Genomic DNA, 12,876 nt, shown 5'->3' with positions numbered 1-12,876 from the left:
CCTGCAATGTAATCTACAATTTTCTCTGAGATTAAACGGATGTTCCTGCCTAGCGGCGTAATGTTGTCCCTTCCTCCTGTTTTGTCGATGATTTTAAAAGCCGCCAGCTGTAAATCATTTAGTAAAACACTAAAAGATTCATAATATCTAATCAGGGCTGGATGACTTGTTATAGTTGAGCTGGGCGGTATATAACTGCTGTTTATTGATAACCTGCCATTTTCGTAGTAAACCTGCCCGATGGTTAAGAAATAGCTATCTGCAGTTTGCGAACCCACCTCGCTCTCCGGTAAAACCGCAATAGCATAACTTTTGGCAAGTTCAGGGTAACGGATCGGGTTTTCTTCAGGATTTGGTGTGCCCGTTGGTACACGGTTAAACGGACTTACCACTAATAAAATCACATAGTTTCGCGGTTCCGACTGGCCAAAATAATGGTTGTGTACCAGTGTATCCATATTATCCGATTGTACAATATCAATGTGGCAGCCTTCAGGAGTAATCGCATTACAATATCTAACCCTTACCTCGATATGGTTGGTTGCTTTTTCGATAATTTCGATATCGTGCGAACTTTTATAGCCTGCAAAAGGCGGTAAAAATCCGTAATTACTATTATTTAGGTGTAGAGAGGCGGCATCGCGTACAAAGTCCTGCAAATAAAGATCACTTAATGTAAAATGATCACTGGAAAGTTTCATGCCATTAATCCAGTTAATGGATTTATATTTTAGCGGCTTTATCATGGTAGATGTTTTTAATTATAGATTAGATAAAGATAGCACTTTCTCCAACTTCATTGGGTTTGTTTGCGTTTTCAGATACCCGTTTAGCGTAAATCGTCATTTTTTCGGTAATGCCATTTTCGATAATGTCGAGATCAGGATCGATGAAAATATTGCGTTTAAAAAAAGAAGTTTTGATAAAGAAAATCCATTTATAATTTTCCATATCGTCGCCCCTGAATTCTACAGGGCTTTTGGCAAATTTTAAATTGTAATCATCAATAAACTTGTGGAACCAGATACCGAAGTTCATGTTCTCTACAGCTTTTACCTTTACCTTTAAAGGTTCGGGATCGCTGCTTTTTTTGTAAAGCTCCAGCTCCAGTACCAATAAACGGTTAAAATCTACATGGTCCATGTTGATGTCCAAAGGAGTATCAGGATATTTCCAGATCTTGTAGATTTCTGAAGGGATACCAAGCAGTGAAACATAAGCCCACCAAAAAATAAGTGGAACAAAAAAGCAGGTGATACTGCCAGCACCAAACCACCCAAAATTTACCGAGCTTAACCAGTTAAAGGCAAGCTGATATAAATAAACAGCTAAAATGGCCGAAATTAAAGTAGCGAAAAAGATAAAAACCTTGCGCTCCAGTACATCTTTAGGGTAGTATTTGGTTAACAGATAAACGAAAACCGTGCCCATCAAGAGATAAAAAATACAGCAGATAATGTAGCCCCAGGGCATGAAATTAAAGTTTAGGAACCCTAAAAATCCCGGAAGGGCTAAAATAATGCCGATGAGCAGAACACTTACGATAAGTCTTTTGTTATTGAGAAACTGGTTCTTTTTGTTGATGATAGAAAGCACCGCTGTTGATACGATGAAGATCAGCGGGAACAAGAGAAAGCGGATAAAAAATGATTGAACGTCCATTAAATTTTTATAGATGAGATGTATTGCAAATATAGTATCTTTAATATTTGATTATAATCGTTATTTTTTCGGTAATAAAAATTTAACCTATAACAAAAATGAAGCCTTAAAGTTTAATGAAAAAGGAAACTTTGATTAATAACGAACTATTTACAGATTACAAGGCCGTTGCCCACGCTGCCGACCTGATTGAACGTAAGGTAATTGATGCCAATAGGATTGAAATTATCCCATTGGGCCCCGATAAACGTGCTTTTGCAAAAGATATTGAGGATACAACGGCTTATTATTCTGAAAAAAGAAGGCACGAACGCATCCGCATCAGTACCAACCGCGAAGGATTGTATGATATGCTGCCTGAGGGGCTTTTCCACCGTCCGCCAACCGGTAGTGCCGGTATGGACGAGGAATCTATGATTAAAGATATCAGGGATAGGAGAGAGGAAGAAAAGGAAGCCAGGTTATTTTTTACACCCTTTGATACGGAAATTAATTATGTAAGGATCATGACCGAGCTATATGAAAATATGCTCGATAAAAAAACAACCTATTCCGATTTAAGTCAGATTTTTGAATTTGGATGGGATGAGTTTAATTTGCTCAACAAAGAACAAAGCATCATCTGGATGCACCTGCTGCCCGAAATCCAGCAAAAGAGAAATGACATCGGTTTTGTTTCAAAAGTACTTACTGCACTGTTCAACCTGCCACTTACCATTGTGGATGCTACAGCCAATATTGCACCGGTAAAAATTGCTGAAGAAATGCAGATGCAGTTGGGTGGAAGCGCATTGGGGATTGATACCATCATTGGTGATAGCTTTACCCCCGAACACGAAGCTTATAATGTTAATATCGGTCCAACTTCGCCACAGGAACTGGTTAAGTTTATTCCCGGACAAAAAAACAGGGCCATTTTGGATATGGCCATCAGCTATTTAATCCCTGTTGATGCAGAGGTTAACGTAGAACTCCTTACCGCACCCGATTATCAGGAAACAGTATTGAGCGAGGATGGTGAAAGTGCTTATTTAGGGTATACGGTATATCTTTAGTTAATATGAAGCTGTAACAAGCAGCGAGAGTTCGTCATTGCGAGGAGGCTTTTTCAGCCGACGAAGCAATCTTACAACGATCGCTATCCTCGCAATACCTCATTTCGAGCGTAGTGCAACGCAGCCGAGAACCCAAAGGCTCTGCGAAGCAAAATCTGTCTAGATGGATCTCTCCATTTCGCTGCGTTCTGGTCGGAGATGATGGCCTGGTTTGTTAAACTGCATCCTGAATGGAGTCGAAGGATCTCCAATCTGCAATGCTCCGGATATGAAGATGTTTTTTTACTCTTTTCTTGACTCGATCCTCATGCTGAACTTGTTTCAGCATCTTTCATGCTAGATAGACCCTGAAATAAATTCAGGGTGACGAACTGCTTTAGAGGACTGAATAGATAAAAAAGTTACTTTAAATTAAACCGCTTTATAAAACGCTGGCTTTAACAGCATACGGTAATGCACATTCATCGTACTCCTTAGGTTTAATTTCGCTAAAGTTAAACTCAGCAGTTCTTCCCAATCCTGCCCGCTAAGGTTAAGCTGATCTGCAGGTTCGATCAAAATATCAGTGGTCTTAATAAAGCCTGCGTTTGGTTTATTATCCATTATCAAGCCTTTGGCCAGGGTAATGCCCTTTAATTTGTTGCCCAGTTCGTAACGGCAAAAATTGATCACATCAGCCTTCGTAATAATCCGGTCGGCTGTGGTTAAACCATATTTATAAGCCTGCACCCTGTTGGTTGCATTCAATCTCGACCGGCCGCCTTTCGTTTGGCTCAATAAAAAGATACTCTCTGCATTTACCTTATTGTTATCGTATACCACTAAACGGCTTCCGGCATTAATGTGGTTGGCCTCTTCTGCTTGTGTAACCCAGATATCGAGGAATAAAATATCCGCATCATCAATCGGTTTCAGTACAATATAGCTGGGCAGTTCTTTAATGTCTTTAAGCGCCGAGCGGCTTTTTTGTTCAATAAGCGCAATATTCTGTTCCAGATTTTTAAGTATGGTACTTAAAAAATCAGGTCCGTAAGCAGTAAAAGCTGCTTTCTCATCGCGTAAAAGTTCAAAAAGGTAATCTACCAGCTCTTTGGCATTTCTCGTATCAAAACGCTCGGTGCCTCCGTACCGGATCGAGAAAGATCCGTCTCCTTTTTCGTTCTCATTGGTGTAAGGAATCTCATTGTAACTTTTCCCTTTATTATCCTTCAGGTTTTCTACCGCAAGCATCTGATCGAATGATTCCGTTTTAATCGGGATAATATTGTTCATCGTTTTAAGCCGGTGTTTGATCTGGCTTAACCGTTTATTTACCACCGAGAACGCATTGATATAAATATGAAGCTCGTTCAACATTTCCTGGTTTATAGCTGCGGGAAAAATTACTTTAAGCCATTTTACCGAATTATCGATCTGGTTTAAAACAGCCGGCTGGAATAGGTTGGCAAACTCAGGAGGGAGTTCTCTGCTTTCGTCGATATTAAAATCATTAAGATCGCCCAGGGTAATAAACCTGTTGCTGTAAAACTGTAAAACATCTGCTTTAATCAGATTAAGCAATTGTTTGTGCTGAAACGGAGCCTGTACCTTACCCGTTAAAGGCTCATCCATAAAACGTTCTGTATAGGCGGTGAGCTCGTTGTTTTTGTAGAACCATTTCCCCAGCGAGAGCAGATCGTAAGTGTTTTCGGGCACCGAATAATTTTTCCAGTCGAAAAATAAATTCAGTTTATTAAAATCCATCCAGTCTTTAATGCCGTTAAAACCTATGTATACGGTGTTTTTCTCTACAGAAGTGCCCGAAAGGGTATTGTGTATAGGCTGTTTGCCCAATTGTTCTACATTAAAAAGGGTATTTCCGGTAACGATGTATCTTATCGATGCATTATTTAACTTTACGGTATGCAGCGGGCTAAAAAAAATATCGGTTTTCTTGGCCTTATCATTTTCCTGCGGGATATTCTTTTTAAATGCAAACTGCGAATAGATCGAAAGGTAGTCCTGTTGTTCAATCGGCCTGGCGTGCATAATGGCATGGGCCGGTAACGATGAAGTTAAATGATCGGGCGCTAAAATACGGCTGATCTTATCAAAGATCCTGTTCTCTAAATTTTTAACATCATTGGATACATTAAAAAGCTCATTGCTTAATGCCTCAATAATCAGTCTAACAAGTGGATCGAAGTCGTTACTGTCTTTAATATTCCAGAAATCTTCGGCATTTTTTAAAATTCTGTTCCGGATCTCATCTTTTGATGAATAAAAAACTGGTTTCATGTGTAGAATATTTGGGGCGTTTTAGATTAAGTTGATAATGGGCTAAGAAATAAAGCGGTGTTAAAAAAATATTTTTCTCCTGTGGTTTTTATTAGTGCTCTAACGCTAATATCTACCTTTTTTTTAATCTCGGTTATCTTACGTAGGGGGTATACATTTTCTACCTCAGTAATACGTACTTCTACCTCGGTATTATATATCCTAAATTCATAGTCGGTGATGGATTTTAGCAATGATTTGCGGAATTTTTCCTCCCAAATGCTCTCACTCACGATTAACTCAAAGTCGAGATCCCATATTTCACATCCAAAATCGTTATGGAACCGATGCTCCCCAAAACGGGTAAAAATAATCAGTTCTAGGTGGTTCGAAATCGATTTTCCGAGGTCAGTTGGCTGAAGGCCAATGCCTGAGAAAACCGACCTAAATCTGAAGGGTTTGTTGTAAAAATTTTCAGACATACACGGTTTGGCTTAAAGTTTGTTAAAAGTAAAAGAAATAATATCGTTTTAATAACCAAACAACAAATATTAAAAATTGTTATAGTACAGTGTTAATTTGAAAAAGTTTGAATGATTTTATGTGAGGGAGATGTCAGATTAATATGATAACCAACGCTATGTGAAACTATTAATGCTCTATGAAACCCATTAATGCCATCGAAATCAGGACTGCTTACACGAGGTTTATTTTAAACTTTGTATTCCTAACGTTTTTCTCTATTCTCTGTATTTATCTTTTTTTTGCCGCATCCGATTATGAGTATACCCTGCTCGATAAAAAGGTAAAGGAAACCGAAAAACTATCTTATCTAAGAAAAGATATCAATACCAATTTCGACCTTATCCTTGTCCGTTTTAAAGAACTTGCCCAATACCGCGATTACAATGCCAACGAAATGAGCAAACAGAGTATCCTTTTGGGCGATATCCAAAGCGCTAACAACAGGATTAAAGACCTTATTTCCAAAAAAGCACAAACCAGCCCGAGTTTTGATCTCTACGCCAAAATAAACAACAATGTTGGTGCAATGGCCGATCTGCAAGATTCGCTTATTAAATCAAGGGGCGATATCCAAAGGTATAAGGAACAGATTAACGATTGCCACCGCGCAAACCAGGCTACGGCAACCAAGATCAGAAACGGACGGTTCGGCCGATAATTAAACGATTATGATAAAATTAAGTATAAAAGAAAGACGCGAACAATTCTTGTTTTTTATAGCGCTGTTTGTTTTTACCGTAGGGCTTTTAAGTTTTGGTATTTTTTATAGTGATAAATCGCGCTACGAAATCTCCAAAGAAGAGCTTGAAGTAAAAATCAGCGAGAACGAAACATTCGAAAGTATGGTAAAAGAAACTTCGCCTACTATTGATACCACTTATAAACAGATAACCCGCTACAACCCAAATGTACAGGCGGTTTTCTTGAAAAACGACATACAGAATTCATTAGGCTCTATCAGGGCTGCGTTTGACCGTAAAGCATCAGACCAGCGCTATAAAATATTTGTTCAAACGGCACAGCTGTACGACAGGTTATTTTACGATAGGCAGGAACAGAACAGAAACATTTCAGATATCGAATTGCATAAACGACAATTGGACGATTGTATTCTCAACAGGCGACAATTGCAGCAAACCATATCTGCTAGATAAATACCTCAAAAACAACCTATAAAAAACGCTACCTATGTCTGACACAAACACCAAGCAAGTTAATTCAAATTCGCAGGGCTATGTTATTCTCTACATCCTATTAGCTGTATTGCTCTTAACTGGTCTTATTTTCCTATTTAAAAGTTCATTGTTCGAAAAAAGGACAATTGATGCGCGGATCTTAAAAGATGAAATTTATTTAAACGAAAGTCTGGTTTTTACCGATAATACACCAAAAGCCACAAAATGGTTATGGGAATTCGGAAACGGCGAAAAAGCCACCACAAAAACCGGTTCTTATCACTACACAAAGCCCGACACTTACATTGTGCGTTTAACCGTTGATGGCGAACTCCGTCAGGAATTTCCGGTTACCGTACGCGATACCGTTCATACACCGGTTGTAGATAGTGTATTAACCATTAGCGGCCCGACCGCGGGTTTGGTTAATGAAGAAATCAGGCTCGAAGGAGACKGGGAGGGAAAAGATTTCGAATGGTCGTTCGGCGAAACTGGGCGAGTAGATGTTAAAGGAAAAACTGCTTTATACACCTACCGTGCCCCAGGGAAATATGTGGTACGCCTGCGCTCGGATAAAAGCCGTAAACCCGCTTTCCTAAACATTTTGATCACTGATCCAAATGCCGAAATCGTTGAAGATATTGTTGCCCCTGGTGATGGCGAACGTAAAACCATCGATGATATCAGGGCCCGTTTACAGGCCATTGCCAATGGTGCCGATTTTAACTCTAACTATTACTACCTCGTTAACAAATACATGTGCGGTAACGAAAAAGTAACGGTAAATGTAGAAATGAATGGTAAGAAAAAACAGACCGATATTTATTCATACTGCATGGGACTCACCTTTGGGGGCGAAATAGCCGTTGATGAAGCGCAGCTAACCATTAAGCCAAATTCTACCTGTGCCAGCTTGGTAAACATTAAGCAACATTCGGGAACGGTCCAACCTGCGGCAACAACTGCTGATGCTCCGGCCAAAACAAGATAAATTAACCGCTCACCTAATTTTAAAGCTCATCTACAGATTATGAAAAAATACTATGCCTTAACCCTCCTTTTTATAGGAATATCGTTTGCCTACGCACAATCGCCGGCATCCTTTGGCAAAAGAGTAAAATACATGCCTAAATCTTACGAAAGGCCTTCAGAAAATATAAACGTAATGGACAATACCAGTAGCAGCAGTTTGCCATGGATTGTTTTTTCAGACCGTGAAGATAATTATACCACTACTGCACCGGGTGGAAGTCTGATTATGAAAAAAATCAGCTTTATGGAACCTTTCTATGTTTCAAAAGAAGAAAACGGCTACCTGAAACTGATTAAATATAAGGCCGGAATGATCAGGGGCAGAAAAATAAACGATAAAAAAAGTGCCATCAGTTATGGTTGGATCGCAAAATCTAAACTGCTTTTATGGCAACGCGCTTTCTCTAACCAAAAAACAGGTTATGCAGAAAAAGCCATCGGTATCGTAAACGGGAAAAATGCCTTAACCGAACCAAAGTTTTATTTCGATACAACCGATTCTATCCTGGTTTACAATACACCCGAACTTAAAGACCGACGTACAAAAGTAAGGTTGCACGAAATTGCCTATATCTACAAAAAATCAGAAGATGGTAAGAAATATCTGATAGGTTCTGATGACCAGCTGGTTGCAGATACTGCTTTAAAAAGTATTTACGGCTGGGTTTCTGCCGAAGCTGTACACAGCTGGGGCGATCGTTTGTACATTACCTCGGTTAAACCAGGCGATTACGACAGGGATGATTCTACCTCTATAGCCCTCAAAAACGGGATCAATAAAGGAACAACTTTCGTGGTAGATCCCTTATTGCCAAGGGAAAACCTGATCCTGCGTAGTGTACCTGTTGTTTCAAACGATGAAGGAGGTAACACGGTAGGTATCGCTGCAGATGTTTACAATAAAAAAGACAATAAAATATTAACCATTAACGGTTCTGCGCTTTCTTATCAGGACTACCTGAACCTCCGTAAAAATAAAACCAAGGTAAATGTTGTTTTTGTTGTGGACGGTGGTAGCCCAATGACCAAATATTTTTCTGGAATGACCAATACCATCGCTTCTTTCGAAAATATTATGGGCGATTTTGGTAAAGGAACAAAAGTGAACTTTGGTGGTGTAGTATACCGTGGTGAAAGTGGTTGCGCTTTAAAAGGTATTTTCGTAAGCCCGATCCAAGACGATTACAGGCAGTTGATGACCTTCCTTTCAAATCAGGCTAAAAACACTGTTAGGTGTAATGGAGAAGTAAGCGAAGAGCCTGTTTTTCAAGCGATAAAAACCGGATTGGGCTTATTTAAAGCAAAAAAGAACGAAACCAATTTAATTATTTTAGTTGGCAGTACCGGAAATACCGGCGGAACCAACAATTACCTGATTAACGAATTAAGTGAGCAGGTTGCACAGGCCGATGCCCGTATTTTAGCCTTACAGGTGTATAGCGATTTCAATCAGTCATTTAACGATTTTGTAATCCAGTCGCGTAAACTTGTTTCCGAATCGGCTATCCGCGCTGCCGAGTATAGAAAAAACACCATGGTAAAAGGCGAGGGTTTAAAAAGTTTCCAGCCTTATAATACCAGTTTACAGGATTCTATCTCTTACTATTTAGATTACCCTAAAAACAGTTTAATCCAGGGTGGGGTAGTTTTCCCGACAAAAGGTTCGGTAAATTCCAACCAGAGCATGACGATTGCTTTACGCCGTTTCGTAAAAGAAACCAACTCCGATATCTATAACCAGATCAGTTCGTTGGATAGTGCTTTCCGTTTAACAGGCATATCGCGTAAAAACCTGACTGCCGATGTAGAAGGTTTATTGCCGGAACCCGTTGGCGCGGAAGTTGCAGACCGCATGCCGCACAATGCGTTTAAATATTATAGCACTGCAAATCTGTCGGTTGATGCAGTGAAAAACAACCCCTCAACATTACAATATGCCATCGTTTTAAATAACATGGAGTACAAGCAGATTGTAGATGTGTTTTCGATGATGTTGGGACAGAATTTGCAGGCCGATCAGTCTTCTTTCAGGAGTAAACTTGTTAAAAATTATGTGAAAATGCCAAAACAGATGCTGGGTATTAAAGAGTCATCGGGCAACATAAAGCGTTTAACCTTGGCTAACTACATTAAATTGGTAACTGGCTTGCCTTTGAACAACAAATTTTTAGAGAAATATACGGTAGGCGATTTAAAGAACAGTTCTAAAATGCCACTCGAAGCGTTCGAAAGCTACATTAAATTATTAAATCAATCGGTTCAGCAGATTAAAAGGGCTACTCAGATTGAGCAGCAGTTTATTTCGAACGGCAAAATATATTACTACATCACCGAAAATAATTTTAACCCGGCAGTATTGCCTACAACCAACTAAGGGATATGGCAGTTACAAATTTAAGCGAATCGGTCAAAACAGCCCTGCATATTGCACAGTCTTTAGCTAAAGAGTACAGAAACGAGATTTTTACTGCAGCTCACCTGCTCAAAGGCCTGATGCATAAAGATGTTGGCCTGCGCTCGTTCATTACCTCTATTGGTAAAGATGAAGAATACATTAGCGAATGGGCTGAAGTGCGGATTGACGAACAGGCAAAATCGGCGAGTTTTACGGATACCGTAAGCGGTGCGCCAGAGATTGCAGTGATTTTTGAAGAGGCCGATAATGTACGCATTAAACTGGGGTTGGACTTAATTACCCCGGTATGTGTATTAACCGCATTGGCAAAACCGGGTATCGGTTTTCAGCCCGATCAGCTAAAATCGTTCCCGATTAAAGAACGTGAAATCCTGGATCTGTATGTAAAAGATGAAGAAATTTCGAGGGTGGTTTCGCCTGATAAAACAAGCGCTGGTACTGAAAGCAAAAGCACAGGCAATGCCCTGTATAAATACTGTATAGATAGATTACAGATGGTGCGCGATGGTAAAACCGACCCTATTATCGGCCGTGATAAAGAAACCAGGCAGATGATGGAAATCCTTTGCCGCCGCACCAAACCAAATGTAATCTTAACCGGTGATGCCGGCGTAGGTAAAACCGCTTTGGTTGATGGTTTTGCCATTGATATCGTAAACCAGAATGTACCCGAGAGTTTAAAACCCGTGCAGCTTTTTGAGCTCGATTTAGGTTCATTAATTGCAGGTGCCTCTTACAAGGGTGAAATAGAAGACCGTTTAAAAAACATCATCAAAGAAATCAAGCAGTTTGAAAAGGCTGTGCTGTTTATTGATGAAATCCACACTTTATTGGATAGTAAAGGACCGTTGGGTGCGGGCATAGGTAATTTGCTGAAACCAGAACTGGCCCGTGGCGAAATTACGGTTATCGGTGCCACAACCATTGATGAGTACCGCAAAATTATCGAGCCTGAGCAGGCTTTCAGCAGACGTTTTGAAGTGTTGCAGGTAAATGAGCCAAACGAAGAAAGCACCATTAAAATGCTGCAGAAACTGGCCGTAAAATACGAAGAGCACCATACCTTAACCATCGAACCCGATGCTTTGGGCGAATGTGTGCGCCTGGCCAAACGTTACATGAAAGATAGAAGGCTCCCTGATTCTGCATTCGACCTGCTCGACCGTACAATGGCCGCCATGAAAATGATGAACGATACCTCTGATCAGGTAATCGAAAGTTTGGAAACCGATCTGGAAGCTTTAAATGCCAATACCGAAGAACCGGAAGCAGAGAAATTTGCTGATTATAAATGGCTTTTCTCTTTGCTTCAGAATAAATTAAGTCCGGTTTTACTGGGTCACTTAACCGATGAAACACAGACTGACGCGTTCGAAACCGCCGATGAATATCAGGGTTATATTACCAAAAGCTTACAGGAATTAAAAAAATATGCTGCTGACAAGAGCGATCGCATCAGCAAACAGGATATTGCTTCTATAGTGGCCTACAAAACAGGTATCCCAATGGGTAAACTGCAGGCCGGTGAAAAGGAAAAATTGCTCAATATGGAAGCTTACCTTAAAAAACGTGTGGTAGGGCAGGATCAGGCTTTAAAAGCTGTTTCAGATGCCATACTCGAATCGCGCAGTGGATTGAATAAAAAAGGCCAGCCAATAGGATCCTTCTTTTTACTAGGGCCAACAGGAACCGGTAAAACAGAACTGGCCAAATCAATCGCCGAATTTTTATTCAATGACGAAAAAGCGATGATCCGCTTCGATATGTCCGAATTTAAGGAAGAACACAGTGCCGCCCTACTTTATGGCGCGCCTCCAGGATATGTAGGTTACGAAGAAGGTGGTTTATTGGTGAATAAAATCAGGCAACAGCCTTATTCTGTACTGCTTTTTGATGAAATTGAAAAAGCGCACCCTTCCGTTTTCGATACCTTTTTACAGATCCTGGACGAAGGCCACATGCACGACCGTTTAGGAAAAGAGGGCGATTTTAGCAACTCACTGATTCTTTTTACCTCGAACATCGGTAGTGAATGGATTGCCGAACAGATCGGAAAAGGTGTAATTCCTGCTTCAAATCAGTTAATGGAGGTTATGGCCGGCCATTTTCGCCCCGAATTTTTAGCCAGGATCTCCGAAATTGTTCCTTTTGCGCCGATAAACGAAAGTAATGTGGTGCGTATTTTCGAAATCCAGTTAAGCAGTTTGGTACAATCGCTCAATAAAATGGGTATCGATTTTGAAATTGCAGAAGATGCCAAAAAAATGATCGCTTTAGATGGTTTTACACCAAAATACGGTGCAAGGCAGCTATCGGCGGTTATCAGAAATCTTTTACGCAGGCCAATCTCGAAATACATCATTTCTGGTGAACTAAAAAAAGGATCGAAGGTTGTGGTAAGCAAGCATGCAGCCGAAGATAAACTCGAATGGAATATTATTCAGCCAGAAACCGTAACATTGGAACAAAAATTGAGTTAAAACGTTAACTATTATATTATTAGAAAAAAAAGTAATCGTAAACCTAAATCAACATACTATGTTTAATTATGAAATTGGTGGTAACGAGCGAAAAATTGACACCTCAGAAGCTTTCGCAGAAATTGCCCACAACAAAACACTTTTTGTACAGAAACTTACCGATAACGATCCGATAAAACCCGAAAAAGTAGAGGGATTAAAAACGGTGAAAGATGTATTCGAACATTATAAACCAAATGTGAAGGTGGCTTTTGAAAAGCAGGATGGATCTACAG

The 12,876-nt window shown here is 40.0% G+C and carries 9 protein-coding genes and 2 pseudogenes; 7 read left to right on the top strand and 4 right to left on the bottom strand.

Features of this window, described 5'->3' with window-relative positions; all coding sequences use genetic code 11:
* A pseudogene (locus AC1DPQ_RS04660) lies at window positions 1–746 on the bottom strand (hypothetical protein); the annotation flags it as partial.
* 22 nt (window positions 747–768) lie between these two features.
* The gene (locus AC1DPQ_RS04655) at window positions 769–1,662 is read right to left on the bottom strand and encodes a TssN family type VI secretion system protein (protein ID WP_477584648.1); all 894 of its coding nucleotides are present in this window, start codon (window positions 1,660–1,662) and stop codon (window positions 769–771) included.
* Window positions 1,663–1,778: 116 nt separating this feature from the next.
* Between AC1DPQ_RS04655 and AC1DPQ_RS04650 the strand changes: the two genes are divergently transcribed.
* Window positions 1,779–2,717 carry a type VI secretion system baseplate subunit TssG gene (locus AC1DPQ_RS04650; protein ID WP_477584647.1) on the top strand — a complete coding sequence of 313 codons (939 nt, stop codon included), beginning with the start codon at window positions 1,779–1,781 and terminating at the stop codon, window positions 2,715–2,717.
* Between the two features lie 411 nt (window positions 2,718–3,128).
* Here AC1DPQ_RS04650 and AC1DPQ_RS04645 read toward each other — a convergent pair whose 3' ends face one another.
* Window positions 3,129–4,994, bottom strand: a complete 1,866-nt coding sequence (locus AC1DPQ_RS04645) for a type VI secretion system baseplate subunit TssF (protein WP_477608152.1) — start codon at window positions 4,992–4,994, stop codon at window positions 3,129–3,131.
* 26 nt (window positions 4,995–5,020) lie between these two features.
* Window positions 5,021–5,455 (bottom strand): GPW/gp25 family protein, encoded by a 435-nt coding sequence (locus AC1DPQ_RS04640; protein ID WP_477585113.1) that lies wholly within the window; start codon window positions 5,453–5,455, stop codon window positions 5,021–5,023.
* 179 nt (window positions 5,456–5,634) lie between these two features.
* Between AC1DPQ_RS04640 and AC1DPQ_RS04635 the strand changes: the two genes are divergently transcribed.
* The 6 genes and pseudogenes from AC1DPQ_RS04635 to AC1DPQ_RS04610 form a co-directional block, all read left to right on the top strand.
* Window positions 5,635–6,156, top strand: coding sequence for a hypothetical protein (locus AC1DPQ_RS04635; protein ID WP_477585112.1), 522 nt, complete (start codon window positions 5,635–5,637; stop codon window positions 6,154–6,156).
* 10 nt (window positions 6,157–6,166) lie between these two features.
* Window positions 6,167–6,652 carry a type VI secretion system transmembrane protein TssO gene (locus tag AC1DPQ_RS04630; RefSeq protein ID WP_131032454.1) on the top strand — a complete coding sequence of 162 codons (486 nt, stop codon included), beginning with the start codon at window positions 6,167–6,169 and terminating at the stop codon, window positions 6,650–6,652.
* A 34-nt stretch (window positions 6,653–6,686) separates the two neighbouring features.
* Entirely contained in the window at window positions 6,687–7,664 is a 978-nt protein-coding gene (locus tag AC1DPQ_RS04625) for a PKD domain-containing protein (RefSeq protein WP_477608150.1), read from the top strand.
* Between the two features lie 39 nt (window positions 7,665–7,703).
* A complete protein-coding gene (gene tssR, locus AC1DPQ_RS04620; protein WP_477608148.1) occupies window positions 7,704–10,079 on the top strand; it encodes a type VI secretion system protein TssR domain-containing protein in 2,376 nt (791 codons plus the stop codon).
* Window positions 10,080–10,084: 5 nt separating this feature from the next.
* Complete coding sequence (locus tag AC1DPQ_RS04615; RefSeq protein WP_477582743.1) at window positions 10,085–12,601, top strand: ATP-dependent Clp protease ATP-binding subunit; 2,517 nt, start codon at window positions 10,085–10,087, stop codon at window positions 12,599–12,601.
* A 58-nt stretch (window positions 12,602–12,659) separates the two neighbouring features.
* Window positions 12,660–12,876 (top strand): annotated as a pseudogene (locus AC1DPQ_RS04610) (hypothetical protein); the annotation flags it as partial.

It is taken from the genome of Pedobacter sp. 01T416_2, assembly GCF_056398925.1.
The sequence above is the reverse complement of the archived record's forward strand: the minus strand, read 5'-3'. Positions and strand labels throughout refer to the sequence as shown.

Excerpts from the sequence above, each read along its gene's own strand:
- AC1DPQ_RS04655 (WP_477584648.1), bottom strand. The coding sequence starts at position 1,662 with ATGGACGTTCAATCATTTTTTATCCGCTTTCTCTTGTTCCCGCTGATC.
- AC1DPQ_RS04650 (WP_477584647.1), top strand. The coding sequence starts at position 1,779 with ATGAAAAAGGAAACTTTGATTAATAACGAACTATTTACAGATTACAAG.
- AC1DPQ_RS04645 (WP_477608152.1), bottom strand. The coding sequence starts at position 4,994 with ATGAAACCAGTTTTTTATTCATCAAAAGATGAGATCCGGAACAGAATT.
- AC1DPQ_RS04640 (WP_477585113.1), bottom strand. The coding sequence starts at position 5,455 with ATGTCTGAAAATTTTTACAACAAACCCTTCAGATTTAGGTCGGTTTTC.
- AC1DPQ_RS04635 (WP_477585112.1), top strand. The coding sequence starts at position 5,635 with ATGAAACCCATTAATGCCATCGAAATCAGGACTGCTTACACGAGGTTT.
- AC1DPQ_RS04630 (WP_131032454.1), top strand. The coding sequence starts at position 6,167 with ATGATAAAATTAAGTATAAAAGAAAGACGCGAACAATTCTTGTTTTTT.
- tssR (WP_477608148.1), top strand. The coding sequence starts at position 7,704 with ATGAAAAAATACTATGCCTTAACCCTCCTTTTTATAGGAATATCGTTT.
- AC1DPQ_RS04615 (WP_477582743.1), top strand. The coding sequence starts at position 10,085 with ATGGCAGTTACAAATTTAAGCGAATCGGTCAAAACAGCCCTGCATATT.